Origin of the sequence: Baaleninema sp. (assembly GCF_049974805.1) — a bacterium.
Taxonomy (GTDB): domain Bacteria; phylum Cyanobacteriota; class Cyanobacteriia; order Cyanobacteriales; family Geitlerinemataceae; genus Baaleninema.
This window is the reverse complement of record NZ_JBNGCO010000118.1, coordinates 1-14,011: the sequence shown is the minus strand read 5'-3', so window position 1 is coordinate 14,011 and position 14,011 is coordinate 1. Positions and strand designations below refer to the sequence as shown.

Annotated in this window: 10 protein-coding genes, 1 pseudogene and 1 CRISPR repeat array; of the genes and pseudogenes, 3 read left to right on the top strand and 8 right to left on the bottom strand. The window is 49.1% G+C overall.

Annotation, left to right across the window (positions count from 1 at the left end; all coding sequences use genetic code 11):
* Nucleotides 1-72 precede the first annotated feature (72 nt).
* Nucleotides 73-1,496: direct repeats of the CRISPR family, unit length 35 nt; unit sequence GTTTCCATTCATTCCGCTTCAAAAGAAGCTGTCAG.
* A 401-nt stretch (nucleotides 1,497-1,897) separates the two neighbouring features.
* From ACP5D4_RS18210 to cas1, 3 genes are all read right to left on the bottom strand, one after another.
* Nucleotides 1,898-2,143 (bottom strand): helix-turn-helix domain-containing protein, encoded by a 246-nt coding sequence (locus tag ACP5D4_RS18210; RefSeq protein WP_428013040.1) that lies wholly within the window; start codon nucleotides 2,141-2,143, stop codon nucleotides 1,898-1,900.
* A gap of 86 nt (nucleotides 2,144-2,229) precedes the next feature.
* Nucleotides 2,230-2,514, bottom strand: a complete 285-nt coding sequence (gene cas2 / locus ACP5D4_RS18205) for a CRISPR-associated endonuclease Cas2 (protein WP_428013039.1) — start codon at nucleotides 2,512-2,514, stop codon at nucleotides 2,230-2,232.
* Between the two features lie 14 nt (nucleotides 2,515-2,528).
* Entirely contained in the window at nucleotides 2,529-4,526 is a 1,998-nt protein-coding gene (gene cas1, locus ACP5D4_RS18200) for a CRISPR-associated endonuclease Cas1 (protein ID WP_428013038.1), read from the bottom strand.
* A gap of 378 nt (nucleotides 4,527-4,904) precedes the next feature.
* Here cas1 and ACP5D4_RS18195 point away from each other — a divergent pair, with 378 nt between their 5' ends.
* The 3 genes from ACP5D4_RS18195 (at nucleotide 4,905) to ACP5D4_RS18185 (ending at nucleotide 8,435) form a co-directional block, all read left to right on the top strand.
* Nucleotides 4,905-5,753: a CRISPR-associated endonuclease Cas1 gene (locus ACP5D4_RS18195; RefSeq protein ID WP_428013037.1), complete on the top strand. Its 849-nt coding sequence runs from the start codon at nucleotides 4,905-4,907 to the stop codon at nucleotides 5,751-5,753.
* 198 nt (nucleotides 5,754-5,951) lie between these two features.
* Complete coding sequence (locus ACP5D4_RS18190; protein ID WP_428013036.1) at nucleotides 5,952-7,985, top strand: AAA family ATPase; 2,034 nt, start codon at nucleotides 5,952-5,954, stop codon at nucleotides 7,983-7,985.
* 228 nt (nucleotides 7,986-8,213) lie between these two features.
* Nucleotides 8,214-8,435, top strand: a complete 222-nt coding sequence (locus ACP5D4_RS18185; RefSeq protein ID WP_428013035.1) for a hypothetical protein — start codon at nucleotides 8,214-8,216, stop codon at nucleotides 8,433-8,435.
* 135 nt (nucleotides 8,436-8,570) lie between these two features.
* Here ACP5D4_RS18185 and ACP5D4_RS18180 read toward each other — a convergent pair whose 3' ends face one another.
* The 5 genes and pseudogenes from ACP5D4_RS18180 to ACP5D4_RS18160 all read right to left on the bottom strand — a co-directional run.
* Complete coding sequence (locus ACP5D4_RS18180) at nucleotides 8,571-10,442, bottom strand: hypothetical protein (RefSeq protein ID WP_428013034.1); 1,872 nt, start codon at nucleotides 10,440-10,442, stop codon at nucleotides 8,571-8,573.
* Between the two features lie 72 nt (nucleotides 10,443-10,514).
* Nucleotides 10,515-12,164 (bottom strand): RAMP superfamily CRISPR-associated protein, encoded by a 1,650-nt coding sequence (locus ACP5D4_RS18175; protein ID WP_428013033.1) that lies wholly within the window; start codon nucleotides 12,162-12,164, stop codon nucleotides 10,515-10,517.
* Nucleotides 12,165-12,214: 50 nt separating this feature from the next.
* Entirely contained in the window at nucleotides 12,215-12,580 is a 366-nt protein-coding gene (locus tag ACP5D4_RS18170; RefSeq protein ID WP_428013032.1) for a hypothetical protein, read from the bottom strand.
* 148 nt (nucleotides 12,581-12,728) lie between these two features.
* Nucleotides 12,729-13,553 carry an RAMP superfamily CRISPR-associated protein gene (locus ACP5D4_RS18165; protein WP_428013031.1) on the bottom strand — a complete coding sequence of 275 codons (825 nt, stop codon included), beginning with the start codon at nucleotides 13,551-13,553 and terminating at the stop codon, nucleotides 12,729-12,731.
* Nucleotides 13,554-13,594: 41 nt separating this feature from the next.
* Nucleotides 13,595-14,011: pseudogene (locus tag ACP5D4_RS18160) on the bottom strand (CRISPR-associated protein); the annotation flags it as partial.

The window sequence follows — 14,011 nt, the reverse complement described above, 5'->3', positions numbered from 1 at the left end:
AAATGCTTTCTCTAAGAAGCTTTCGAGACTTGCCACCTTAAGTGACCCGTACCGCTTGCTCCTCTATGACTGGTTTCCATTCATTCCGCTTCAAAAGAAGCTGTCAGTGGAAGCGGATCTCGATAAGCTCTGAATAGAGAAGGTTTCCATTCATTCCGCTTCAAAAGAAGCTGTCAGTGCTTCTTCCGAGGAGCGAGGGTCCGGACGTGCTAACGTTTCCATTCATTCCGCTTCAAAAGAAGCTGTCAGCTTTATAACCTTAGCAGCCTGTAACGCAGGACGCGAAGTTTCCATTCATTCCGCTTCAAAAGAAGCTGTCAGCTGTCCTGCCGTCGCCGCCGCTGGCGGGGAATGCCTATGGTTTCCATTCATTCCGCTTCAAAAGAAGCTGTCAGCTGGAGTACCCGACTCCGTGGGGGGCACTCGCTAATAACCCGTTTCCATTCATTCCGCTTCAAAAGAAGCTGTCAGCCGTCGCACAGATGGTTCCAAGTACTGGGACGCTGACGTTTCCATTCATTCCGCTTCAAAAGAAGCTGTCAGATTTCAAGGATGATGACAGGCTCCTCCTAGGCGTCGAAAGTTTCCATTCATTCCGCTTCAAAAGAAGCTGTCAGTAACAAACACTACGTCCACATCGTCACTAATGGCGTGTTTCCATTCATTCCGCTTCAAAAGAAGCTGTCAGCCGTGATGCCAAGCGTCACGGGAACGCTTATAAGGAGTTTCCATTCATTCCGCTTCAAAAGAAGCTGTCAGGGTGGGGAGGCTGTAAAGAGTGGGGGCCATTGGTATGTGTGTTTCCATTCATTCCGCTTCAAAAGAAGCTGTCAGATGGGGCTTTATGCAATGTAAAAAATGGGAGACACGGTGTGGTTTCCATTCATTCCGCTTCAAAAGAAGCTGTCAGACGGCGGAACCGAAACCTACTCCGACACCGTCACGTTTCCATTCATTCCGCTTCAAAAGAAGCTGTCAGCGGTAGGTCCAGATCCAGAATGCCCTCTGTGGTAATGGTTAGCGTTTCCATTCATTCCGCTTCAAAAGAAGCTGTCAGCCCAGCACAATTGAGGTGGCAGCTGATGGTACGGTGACCTAGTTTCCATTCATTCCGCTTCAAAAGAAGCTGTCAGTCGTTCTTCGTAAAGAACAAGAACAAGAAGAAGAAGTTTCCATTCATTCCGCTTCAAAAGAAGCTGTCAGCTTTCATTATTGGATGGTTGATTAACAATTTTTTCATGTTTCCATTCATTCCGCTTCAAAAGAAGCTGTCAGAACTCAAAAACCGGTCTCGAAAACGGAAACCGAGCCGAGTTTCCATTCATTCCGCTTCAAAAGAAGCTGTCAGCAGCCTAGCTCCCCTGTTCCTATCATAGCAGAGGCAGAGGAGTTTCCATTCATTCCGCTTCAAAAGAAGCTGTCAGCATAAAATGGTGGCTTTTAGAGTGCCAGGAGTGGGTTGTTTCCATTCATTCCGCTTCAAAAGAAGCTGTCAGGGCAGGTATTTGAAACCTGCTCTAGGCATACATTCTAACCCCATCGATCCGAGGGGGTCAAGATTTAGCTCCCACAATTGAGAATTAGATGCAATAGCAAGCCAACCAATCGCCTTCAAACCCAGTTGACGCAAGGAATTTGTGGCACTCCACGACAGAATAAGGGTTTCAGCCATCGCCTGACCTCTGCGGATGCTTATGTTTTCCGACAAAAATATTAGTCAAAATTATCACACCTAGAAAAATGTCCCCAGTTGATTTGACAACTGGGGACAACAAATCGGTATCAGATAGACCTCATTGATGGTTAGTTTCCATTCATTCCGCTTCGGAAGAAGCGCCGACTCACAAAGCTGTAAGTCTTGAAACCAGCATAGAAAGAGACTTCAACCAAAAACAGGTCACTCTGACCTGGACAAATCTGACAGTTCCGGGCAAATCCGATCGCGCAACGACGGCGGTAACATCTCAAATTCCTCCAACAAAAAATCCATCAACGCCAAATGTTGCAAATCGTTTTCCGTCGGAGGGCGACGATCTTTTCCTTGCTTGAACCAACGCCGAACCGTCGAGAGCGATCGATCGCAAATTTCGCCCATCTGCTCCTGCGTCACCGCCCACTTCAAATAAAATGTCTGAGGACTCATGCGCCAGCAACAGTGACAATAAGCGCGAATCAAGAGGCGTTCCCTGGCACGGATCGATCTCGGTTGTTTCACGAATCCGCTCCCCATCAAACAATAAAAACGTCATCGTCGATCGACCATTCCGGCTGAATTCCCAACACGATCGCCTTCTCCCGAGACTGTCCAGACAGCGGATACAGCCGAACTTGGTCTTCGTGCAGTAAAATCGTGCGGTGCAGCCGCTCCAACAATCGCTCCCGTTGCTTCTGAGTCAACACGCACTCAAACACCGACTTCTGAACCCGCAACCCGTACTGCAACAGCAGCTTCGCGACTCGATTTCGCCGAGAATCCGCCGTCACGTCGTAACAAATCAAATAAAGCCGTTCCATCGCTCTACCTCAACTCACTTCAACGGACGCAACATCGGGCGATACGCCTCCACATCTCCCAACAGACAAGCCAAATACTCCCGAACCTGAAGTTCGATGCAGCGTCGATAGGTGACGCGATACCCCGTCGTCAAATGCGTCATTTCTGTTTGCAACTTGTCTTCCCAATGCTTGACGAACTTGCGCCGTGCGTCCGGGTGCAAGTACACACCGCCACGATCGTCCGGTGGCGTAAAATCGTCTAACTGGAGAACCGACGAATTCACCAAATACGCCACGAACGAGTCCACCAAGGGAGAGCGAAATTCCTCCATCAAATCGCACACCAAGCCGGGGCGATAGTCTAACGTCACGTGGAGATTACCGAAATGAGGATGCAAGCCAATGGCTTCCACAAAGGCGTAAACGTTGTAACTCAGGAGCGTGTAACCCAAACTCATTAAACTGTTCGCCGGGTCTTTCGGCGGGCGCTTGTTGCGTTTTTCAAACTGGAACTGCTCTTTCAACAGCGACCCGAAGCCGCGAAAATACATCGATGCGCCCTTCCCCTCGTAACCCAACAAAGCTTCAATGGAATCGGCGAGGGGTAAATTTTCGAGCAGCCTTTCCAACAGGTGGATGGCTTCCGTGGCCTCGGGGGTTTGTCGCCGTCGGTTGAGCCGCAACAGCAACACGCGACTGTTATGCAGCTTGGCGCGAACGATCGCCTCGGCTTGGGTGCGAACGAAGTCCCCATCGGCCGCGCGTTCCACCTGACGCGCTAAATACTCCACTTTGGCAGTTCCCTGACGGTTGAGCCGTCCGAAATAGCGTCCCTGGTTGGACAAATAGGTGACGGAAATCCCCCGCGTGAGCGCCAACCGCACCGCGCCGTGAGACAGGTTGCAACATCCAAACAGAACGATGTGGGTGACGCGGTTCACGGGAACCTGCATCTGGAGTTGGTGTTGGAAAAACACCTGAAATTGATAGTGTTTGACTTTGAGATAAGCTCCTTGGTCGGTCACGTAAAGCGTTGTCATCGGTTCGGCGAAATAGTGGGCGGGGGGTGCGGTGGAACCCTGCGGTACGGAGGGTTTCAGGGAACAGGCGCGAGGTGGGCGAGAGGGAGGACGCGCGGGACGGCGTTTTGGGGTTGCGCCGTAGGGACGCGCCAGACCGTGTTTGAGTTGTGGCGGTGGCGGTTCTGTCAGGGTTCCGTCCTCGAAGCGGTAGCTGAGAAAGGTAAACGGCTCGTCTGGGGCGAAAATGTGAGTTTTTTCCGGTTGCAAGGTCAGATAAAGTTGTTTGAGCCAGTCTTCGAGATGGCTCAAGACGCGGTCTGCTTCGGCGAGACTGTCGCAAGCGAGAACCAGGTCGTCGCCGTAGCGCACCAGACGATAACCGGATTCGATACAGCGTCGATCGAATTCGGTCAAATACAGGTTTGCCAAGGCGCCTGAAAGGATGTTTCCTTGAACCACTCCTTGTGTGGGACGAGTGAGAATTCCTTGGATGGAAATTCCCGCTTCCACTTGCTGCATCACGGCTTCGGCGCAGTGGTCTTCGAGGTCGAGGCCGTCGAGAGCCGTCCGCAAAATGCCATGACAGAGATGGTCGAAAAACTGAGCGATATCGGCTTTAACGGTCCAGGTGGGTTGAGTTTGATAGAGTTCAAAATAGTGCCACGCACTCTGTTTGATTCCGCGACCGGGACGATAGGCGTAGCTGCAATCGAGAAAGTAGTCTTCGAGAGGAAGGTAGAGTTCTCCGAGGAGCCACCGTTGAACGATTCTGTCGCGGACGGTGGAAATGCCCACGAGTCGTTTTCCGCCGTTGTTTTTGCGAAGAAAAAAGCCTTTGGCGGGAAGGGGAAAATAGGAGTCGTTGCGAAGTTGTTGGTGGAGTTGTTGGAGTTTGTCGTTATAGATACTGGCGAACCAATCGACGGTTATGCCATCGATGCCTGCGATGCGGCTTCCCCGTTTCACTTGTTGCCAAGCGATGCGGAGTTGGTGTTGGTTGATATCCATTCACACTCTGAATTCGACGTTTTGAGTGTGGCAACGGGTGATTTGAGTTCTGGTTTGAGTTGTTTATTTTTACGTCATGGGCGTGAGATTCCCGGCATCTTGGAGATGCCGGGGTTCTGGCGAAAACCGAAGAATTAGGAGTTTCCTGAGATTGTGGTGTAATTTGTCGATCTCAAGACAATATTTGGCTCGGGGTGCATTTTAATAATGTAAATTCATTAGAGACAAGCTTCGGGAATCGAGGTCGCGGCTGTTGGGTTCCCCATAAGTCCGAAAAACGGACTCAATTTTTGGGGAATTTTCGCGATATTTTAAAAGTCAAATCAGAAGTCAAATCGGGGATTTGACAATGGATTAAATCGATAATTTCGAGCATCCATGACGACATTATATTTAACGCGATCGAAAACTCTTCTGACGGTCGATCGCTCTTGTTTTGCGGTTCAACATTGCCATCGAACCACCTCCCGTTATCCCATTTCCCAAGTCAAACAGATTATCTGTTTTGAAGGGGTTCGTCTGAACCGAACCAGCCAACGGGAAATCCAACGGCATCAAATTCCGCTGTTGCAACTCGATCGAACGGGGGCAATTTGCGGCCGTTGGTATCCGAAGGCTGAAGCGATCGATCGTCGTTTGTCTCTCTCGACAGTCGATCGTCTCGATGTTGCGGAATGGCTGCTGAAGCGTCATTTAGAAGATTCGATCGATCTCCTGACTCGCCTCAAGGGAACCCCAAGCCTGCAAGCCACCCGTCACGTTCTCCTGTTGCTGCACGAAACGCTTTCCGACGCCGAATCTCTGGATATGATTCGAGGCTACTACGCCACGGGAACCGCGTATTTCGATCGCGCTTTACGAGAAACCCTCTCAGGGTACATTTTGCAACTGAACGGTTCCCGTCCGCCGATGACCGTTTCGCAACTGTTGCGCGTCGGCGAATCGCTGCTGCACCACCACCTGGAAATTGCCCTAACGCAAGCTCGTTTCGACCTCAGCCTCGGTTCCCTGCACGTCCGGGCCGACTGCGACGCACCCCTCGTCTGCGACGGTGTCGCCGTTCTGCGTCCCTGTTTCGTTGATGGGTTCGTGGTGCGTTGGTTGCACCACTGCTGTTCCAATTCCAGCACTTGGCTGGCGTTCTGCACCGCTTGGGAGCGTCAACCGTTCCTGCACAGCCAAATCGATGAAGTTGTGGAACCTCTGCACCGCTGGTTGACTGCGTGATGTTGCAGTAATGGCGAGAACCCTGGTATCTCCAAGATGCCGGGGTTCTGGTATTGAAGCTTTTTTTCTCGATGTTTCGTCAGTCGCACGAATCCTAAAAAATTTCGCCTTCTCCGGCACTACAATCGTAGTATTCGCCTTCTGGGGGCAATTTCCCGGTGGCGCAGCATTATCAATTCTTTCGACGGTTTGAACGCTATGACTGCACCTCTTCCCTGTCACCTTCTCGTCGGTCTTCCCGGTAGCGGAAAAAGCACGTTTGCGGAAGAATGGGTCAAGCGCGATCGCCGCTATACTGTTGTTTCCACCGATGCAATTCGCGATCGACTCTACGGCGACGAAGCCATCGAGGGACACTGGCCGGACATCGAAGCGGAGGTGATGCGCCAAATCCAAGAGGCTCTCGATGGCGGCTCTTCTGTGATTTACGATGCGACCAACGCACGGCGGAGTCACCGTTTGGCGTTTTTGGAACGGGTTCGGGAGCTGTTCGGCGATCGATCTCCCGACTGGATAGCCTGGTATTTGGAGGTTCCCCTCGTCACCTGCAAGCAACGCAACCACCAACGCCGCCGGACGATTCCCACCCATGTTATCGATGATATGGCGGAACATCTCCACCCGTTCGAGCCGATTGTGGCGGAAGGGTTTCTCGACGTTCGGAAAGTTCCTTTAGATAGTGAGGGATGGTTTGATTTTTCGCAGGTTTTTCGGACGCTCGATCGCACGTCTTCTCGCGTCGGTCGCCGCCGCAATCGTAACAGTAAGGTGGAGTGGCATCCCTACGCTAAGTTAATCGATTTCGAGCGGTTGATGTATTTACTGGCGTATCTTCTTCACGATACTTCGCAACGGCTAGATATTGGGATTTCTCCGGAGGAAATTGCCACGGCGATAACGGAGAAATACGGTTGGGTCTATGGAAATGTGGAGGCGATCGCGGCAGACCTTCACTGGTTGCAGAACAACGACTTTTTCGAGGTTCAGTCTGACCGAAATATCGAACTTGAGGCGATCGATCGACCCACTGGCGTAGAGGGTCACCGTTACAGCGATCGCCGGGTGTTTCTGCGGTTGTTAGAAACTATTCGATCGATCGTCCAAACCCCCTTCGAGAAATCCCCCGGTCAATCGGTTGCCAAAAGCTTAGCCGAACTCGTCAATTCCCGTTCTTACCTCACCGGAGAAAGTACCTTACGCAAAGATTTAGAGCAGGGGCTTTATCCCTACAAAATTTTAGATCGATCGCGCCATTACCGACAGGGCTACTATCTCGGAAGTTCGATTTTCTCTTTAAAAAATTTAGCCTGGTTGCACGAACATCTGCAACAACAGGAAGATTTGATGAGTCATCCCAGCGATGGCGAAACCTACCATCAAATCCTGACGCGCATCGAACAGTTAAACCTTACCGAGACGAACCAACATTCACCGACGTTTCGCTTGGGAAATACGTCTATTATCGAAGTAGAGGGATTGTCTAACATCTCTCTAGCGCGGCGTCGCGATCGCATCGAACGGGCAATTCGCGATCGAGAACTGTTATCGTTAAAACGGCTAATTGGAGGCGGTCAATTTCCCGGCGACGCAATTGAAATGCGAGCCTATCCGCTGCAACTGGTGTTTCATAATACAGCGTGGTATCTAGGATTTGAAGCGGAAGCAGAGGGTTTGTTAGGATTTGAACGGCTCGATCGATGGTCTCTTAAAGACCCCACAACTGGGATTTATCGCGATAAAAAGAAACACAAAACCTCTCTCAAGCGTCTTGAAAAATTGTATGAAGCCAGTGCGGGATTATTTCTCGGACGGAGTGCGACAGCACAACGCCACTATCTCAGTCGCGATCGCACCAAAAAGGAGGCGGTCACAGTGACGGTAGAATTATGGTGTAACGATCGAAGTTTTGATTTCATCAGCGAGGGAACGCAGCGATTTCCCCTCCAGCAGATGAAGATGTCGCCGCGTCCCCACAGTCGCGATTCCCCCTCAGCCAAGTTGAGAAAGCTGTTTTCCGCGAAGCCAACGGGAGACAAGCAATTTCCCCATCGGTATCAAGTGCGGCTTCCCATTTGGTCGCTACAAGATATTTTGTTACAGCGTTGGATTTTGGGATTTGGCGGACAGGTGAAAGTCATCGAACCGCCGGAATTACGAGATCGAATTTTATCGGTGGGTCGATCGATCGTGCAAGCTTACCAGGGTGAGGCGTCCTCGGAAAACCCCAGTTAGCGATCGATTTCGTTGTTCGCATCGCGGCCTGGGTTGGAACAGTTAGGATCGGTTATCCTTGTCTTTTAAAACTTTGCAAATCGTATATTTTCTTAACTCTATTGACTCGAAAAAATTGACTCAAACAGTTGACAAAAGCCGTTTAAATTTGCCATACTAGAAACCATAAAGGGTTACTTACTCCGCGAGATGCAATGTTTGGTCGCTCGCAATTAGGAGTAACCCATCATGGCCAAACACAATCCCTTCCAACCCTTCGTCGCGCTCAAACTCGCAACGATCGCTGCTTGTGGCATCACTGCCGCCAGTAGCCTTCCTCCCCAGGTCAGCGTTGCTGTCACTCACGTCGCTTGGGCGGCTATGGAAATCGCCAACGAGCGTTCCCTCCGCAACCCGTTCGATCGATTCAGCGATCGAGACCCGGACGAGGAAGAAGGAACGGACAAATAAAACCGACAAACCCGGTTTCCCGTTGAAGCTGGGTTTTTAATTTTGGCGTAGTTGGGTAAGTTGTGATTAACAAAGCTCCCCGACATCTTGGAGATGCCGGGTATATGGCACTTGTCAGACAACTAAAACCCCCTATTATTGTACGTCTCGATCGATTCGATCGATAACCCATTTCCGAATATCAGAATACAGATAAAACGGCTCAGCAGCCGTCGCGATCGTTGTTCCTTCCGGTAAAACAACTAAGCGAGGTTCCGGCAACTCCGAACGGGTAATATTAAACGCAATCGTAACAATTTGAGTCATTCGATCGCGAATTTCTTCCGGTTCGCAAGCAACATCGATTGTCTTTTCGATATCCTTATTAATCGACTCTTTGTTTTTAATTGCCTCCTTATCTTCTTTCAACGCTTCTTGCAAACGAACCTTGGAAATTCCCTTTGCGCCATGAATAATTTGATTGCGTTTGACCGACCAGTAATCGAGTGATTTCATCGCTAAAACCATTTGACGAACAGCTTCTTTTTGGCTTGAGTCGCCTTGAGATTCCATCAAAGCCTGTAAAAAATTACGTTTGGTGGGGCGACCCGGTAATTTAAAAAGTTGATTTAATGGTTTTTTTAATGGTTTTTCCCAAGAACCGTTGACCCAACAGCGTTGTTTTTTAATTTTACCCACTAAACTCGATCGACCCATTTCCTTTTCAAGCCGATAAAACCTATCCGCGAGTTGAGAATTCCGAACAACTTTGTCAGTTTTGAGATACCAATCATCAGGATACTTAACGCGATCGAAATAAAAATTTCCGTGTTCAGGATCGAGTTTTCGGATGAGATCGTGAATTATCTCCTCGTAAAATAACCCCATACGGATTAAAAACTCGGCAATTCCATCAACTTCCCAAAAAATACAGCATTGCGTGTGAAGATTGAGCAAACGATACAGCGAATTTTGCGAATCACTGTATTGATTTACCAAATCAGACAGAATCTCTAAACGATTATCATGTTCCTGTTCTGAACCGCGCGTATCCAAATTCATCAACGCCACCGCAGTTCCTAACGCACGAACATTTAAATCAACTAATTCTTGACTCGCTTTCAATTCTTCAAGATTCTCTGTTGCTGAAGTTTCGAGAGTGGCCAAAGTCTCTTTCCAATCCGACAACACCACTCGCGCACCATCAAAATCCCATCGTTGTAGCAGTCGCTTCACCGTCTGATATTTCATCGTGCGTTGATACCGCCAATAGGAGACGCGACGACAGGGAGACGGTTCGCCATTTAAAACGAGTCTTGCATCAAGTTGGGGTTCGAGATAAATTTGAGTTTCAATCTGGGAAGAAATTGCTTGAACTCGCAATGCAGTTTGCATTTGCGGCGTTCCACCTTTGATGCTGATTAGGGTTGTAACATCACGATCGCACTCCGTATTCAAGAAACTGTAGTAAAAATCAAACAAAGCATCTTGGTCGATAGCAGAGATATCTGTAGGAATAACTCTTTTCTCAATCTTTGGGCAGTGTTCGAGATTATCTTGTAGCCATTTTTCTTGTAGCCATTTTTTCAGAATCTCAAACAAATAAACAGTATCGTCTCGATGAGGCGGCTCTTGTTGAGTCACAAAACAGTAGATACTTTGAACATTGAATTCCAGAACCGCTGTATTGACTACCCCTAAAAAACGACCCGGACGAATTCGAGTTTGCCAAATCTCCGGATTTTCTTCATAGGCATCTAATAGTGTTTGAGTGAGTTCTCGAAATGAAAATTGATGGCGATCGTTGAAATCCACATTCAGTTCCGAGCAGATTTGTTCGCCAACGAGTTTTTGACGTTGAAACCAAACGTTCTTGCGAGTTTCGCTGAGTTCTCGAACCGTTTTATCTAAATTCGGCTCGTCTCGCGCAAAACCGACCGGTAAATAGTCCGAACTCGAAGGCATCCGAACGGCGAGATCGGAGGTTCCAATGTTAGCGATTAAGATGCTTTTTTTAGGTTCAGTCATGGTTTTTGGTTTGTCGGTTGAGGGCTGAGAAGCCGGGTATCTGGCAGATACCCGGCTTCTGGAGTTGGGGGTTTACCAAACGCGATCGAACTCGCTGACTTCTTCAAGAAACCGCAAAAACTCTTGCTGTATTTTCTTATCATCTCCAGTTGCATACCCGTCTGGAAAAATCGTCAAAAACTCAATAAACCCTCGCTGTCTTAACTTCCCATCTTGTTTAACATACCGAGGATACATCCGATGCCAAATTCGACCGATTTGATTGAGCCTGCCTGTTAAATGACTGTTTTTAATACTGCGATGGGATAGAGTATCTAGATCTTGATGAAACCAATCCAACGCCGTGCTAATTGGCTCCATATCCTCATCAAATCGCGCCCAAACTTGAACGCGATCGAGATGCCACGCCTCGCGCCAATTTGCCCCCACAGCATCGAGCCGTTGTCCCTCATCTTGCGTGACCCAATCTTGCATGAGAGAATATAAAAATTGAAAATACTTGCGAATGTCTTCGAGACGGTGGAAAGGTTGATATAAACCTTGGTCTTTTCCTAAAAACTCCCAGTGACAGCCAATGTCTCGATCGTAATTTTCATTAGAGAAGAATTGGCGATGACTAGCTCGCCGCCAGGACTTCCCAAAACCGCCTAACATCATCGAAAACTTCATCAAGCGAATGACGAACTTTCTCAACCGCTGGCGACGTTCTTCATCGCGAACGTTGAGGAGTAAAATATCTAATTGACCCTGCTTGAGTTCAAACCCTTGAGTTTGGTCATCAAGTTGGTTGCGATCGTACCTAAACGCAATCCCCAACTCGCCCACCACAGAGCCGTCACGCCCCGCAAAACCGCCCCAAATGCGTTTTGTAATATCTCGGGCAATTTCCGCCGTCGTAACGCCACCCAACAGGCGCAGCGTGTGACCCCGTAACGCCCCCTTGAACATATTGGGGCGAAACTCCCAGTCACAATTGACCCGCTGCGAAGTCAGACCCTCTCCCTTGAGTTGAATTTCAAGCAACTTGGGAGCTTTTGAGTCTGTAACGTGACCGTATCCCGCACTAACACGAGAACCAATACCGTAACCCAACGCCGTTTCCCAAACCTGCCAAATTTCCGTCCATTCTTCCTCAGAAAGCGTTTTGCTGCTAGAAATGCCGAACCGTAACCTCGGCTGAAACAGCGACATCATAAAAAAGGCACTGTGAGAAGCTTGTTCCTCCACCTGCCACTCTTGCTGGGGGTGAACGAGGTCTACAAGGTCGCTTTCGTCCTTCCAGTCGTTGACGGGATAAGCTCCGTGAAAGCGGAGAATCCCCGGTTGAGTTTGTCGCATACCGTCAACCACGACTTCACCGCCGCAATACTTCAGAACGCGATCTCGAAAAACTTGTTTGCAGGCGCGACGAAACGCACCTTTCATACTCGAACCTGGATAAAACGGGCAACCCGTACCGCTGATGACGGGGCGAATAATACTGTCATCCTGTCCGCTGTTGGTGACAAACCGCCAGGTGATTTCATACTCCTTAGTTTTCGCATCTTCTGGAAATTCAGGAGCCTCTTGCGACGCGCCGCGCAACCATTCTCGCGTCCAGATATAGGCTTCGTTATCGGCAGCGGTTCCGTCTTTACATTTAAGGTCGGGATTAATGCGTTGAACTTGGCAACGTCCTTCAATTTGGGCGCGAAAGGCTAGGGGAACTCTGTCAGCATCCATAATTAATTTAAAGGATAAAGTTCGGAGATAATTGAGGACAAACGCAGGACTTAGGGTTTGTAGCGTTGCGTCCACCAAATGGCGCAATCACAAAGCTGCGTTAGGATGGCGATCGCAATTTTGCGGTGTTCCATATCGAACTCCCAAAGATTGGTTGCATCGTTGGGTAGCGCAATTCCTGCATCTTGAAGAATCGTCGCCAGAGTGTGCCACATGGCTCGCCAGTACGCCGCCTTGTCGCCATCGAGTCGATGTTGTTCGCCCCAAAACCTTTCGAGTCCAAACGCAACAGTACTCCGCATTTTGTGAACTTGGTTGAGGACTTCGTTATCTAAGTCTTTCCGTTGAAAAACCAAATCGTGAGCGTATCGATCGAGAGAATAGCGTTCTAAACCTAGTTCCGATGAATTGTTCATAGTAGAAATTGATGTTTTAGAGTCAGAAGGTGCTTGAGTTACAGGCTTTTTTTGACTTTTAGGAGGTTTTACAGATGAAGAAGAATTGATTTTCTTCCTGTTCTTATTTTTTCGTCTAGACATAGCTTTTAGGAATGAGGATTCAATCCTAAATAGTATTAGAATCCTGGCGTTTGCGATACAGGTTAACTGAACAATGACCGAAGCCAATGGACTCTAATCCACCGAAATACATTTCATCTTCATTGGTGGCGTTATCACCAAACGGCGGCCAGCTTTGTAAATCTTCTTTCGTTCGTACAGCCACCGGAAAAACCATAATCGTACTTTCTGGCAACGCTTCTACATTGAAAAAGTGTTCGACCTTCTTCTCGTCATCGTGAAGTTTGACGCGACTCTGACGATAGAGCGCCATATCGTGAATCATACTGATTTCATCGTCCTTCACAATGACCGCCGGACGTTCTTTCTTATCGGGAAACCAAGCCTGCAAATTCTTTTTCTCACCGAGTTTGAGAAAGCCAAAATTGAAAAACAGCTTGTACTGACCGTCAATCTGCGGTGCGTTGAGGCTTTGAGAAGCTGTGTACAGTTCCGGTAATTCATCAGAAATCCCCGCAATGCGCTTGTAACGTTGCAACAGGCGCGGACAACTGACCCAAACCACAGGTTGACCGGGACAAAACACCGGAAGCCAGGCGATCGAAGCATACTCAAACTTTACCCGAGATTCCGTCGTACTGTCAGTTACACCGGATTCTGCCTCATGTCCGTACCATTCATTTTCATCCTGTCCGTCGCGAAAGCGCATTTCCGCCCGAAACCGCCCGCGCAGGGAGCTTCCGGGGATAATTCCCGTTTGGGTGAACTGGTCGCGGAAAATCAGGTTGAGATTGCCGTTTTCCTCGCCAGCCGTCGCGCCAACGTGCAGGGGAGACAGGGTTTCGATGATTCCGTAAGCTTTTTGATACATGGGTTTTGCGTGAAGTAATCGTTCAAGAACGACTGAAACAGTTACAATCCGGCGACATCGAGAGGGATACAGAGTCCACAGCCAACGTGCTTGAGGCTGTATCCTTCCTCGGGATACCAGGCTTCGGGACTCTCCCACCAAGTCCGGTTGAGGGGTTTCTCGAGGACGTAAACACTGCCCGGTTTGACAGCGTAGCGTCCCCGTCCCAACCGTCCCGTGTCCCGGCTTCCATCGGCTTTCTGGCGTCCGCCTGCGCGAAACCGAAAGGGGATGGCTTTAGCCATGAGTAACCAGCGGGGTTTGGGAAAATCGGGGTGTTGGGGATAGCGGTAAGAAATTCGATTTGACCCCCAAACCGCCGGAGTTAAAAGGGCAAAACTACGCTCGATCGGTTGTTGTAAGAGTGAAACAATAGGATGAGTCTCTTTGAGTTCGTAGGATTCGATTTCGACGAGATG

Bases quoted from the DNA above. Each gene is read 5' to 3' on its own strand.
- ACP5D4_RS18185 (WP_428013035.1), top strand. From the start codon at position 8,214: ATGGCCAAACACAATCCCTTCCAACCCTTCGTCGCGCTCAAACTCGCA.
- cas2 (WP_428013039.1), bottom strand. From the start codon at position 2,514: ATGGAACGGCTTTATTTGATTTGTTACGACGTGACGGCGGATTCTCGG.
- ACP5D4_RS18175 (WP_428013033.1), bottom strand. From the start codon at position 12,164: ATGGATGCTGACAGAGTTCCCCTAGCCTTTCGCGCCCAAATTGAAGGA.
- ACP5D4_RS18165 (WP_428013031.1), bottom strand. From the start codon at position 13,553: ATGTATCAAAAAGCTTACGGAATCATCGAAACCCTGTCTCCCCTGCAC.
- ACP5D4_RS18170 (WP_428013032.1), bottom strand. From the start codon at position 12,580: ATGAACAATTCATCGGAACTAGGTTTAGAACGCTATTCTCTCGATCGA.
- cas1 (WP_428013038.1), bottom strand. From the start codon at position 4,526: ATGGATATCAACCAACACCAACTCCGCATCGCTTGGCAACAAGTGAAA.
- ACP5D4_RS18190 (WP_428013036.1), top strand. From the start codon at position 5,952: ATGACTGCACCTCTTCCCTGTCACCTTCTCGTCGGTCTTCCCGGTAGC.
- ACP5D4_RS18195 (WP_428013037.1), top strand. From the start codon at position 4,905: ATGACGACATTATATTTAACGCGATCGAAAACTCTTCTGACGGTCGAT.
- ACP5D4_RS18210 (WP_428013040.1), bottom strand. From the start codon at position 2,143: ATGAGTCCTCAGACATTTTATTTGAAGTGGGCGGTGACGCAGGAGCAG.
- ACP5D4_RS18180 (WP_428013034.1), bottom strand. From the start codon at position 10,442: ATGACTGAACCTAAAAAAAGCATCTTAATCGCTAACATTGGAACCTCC.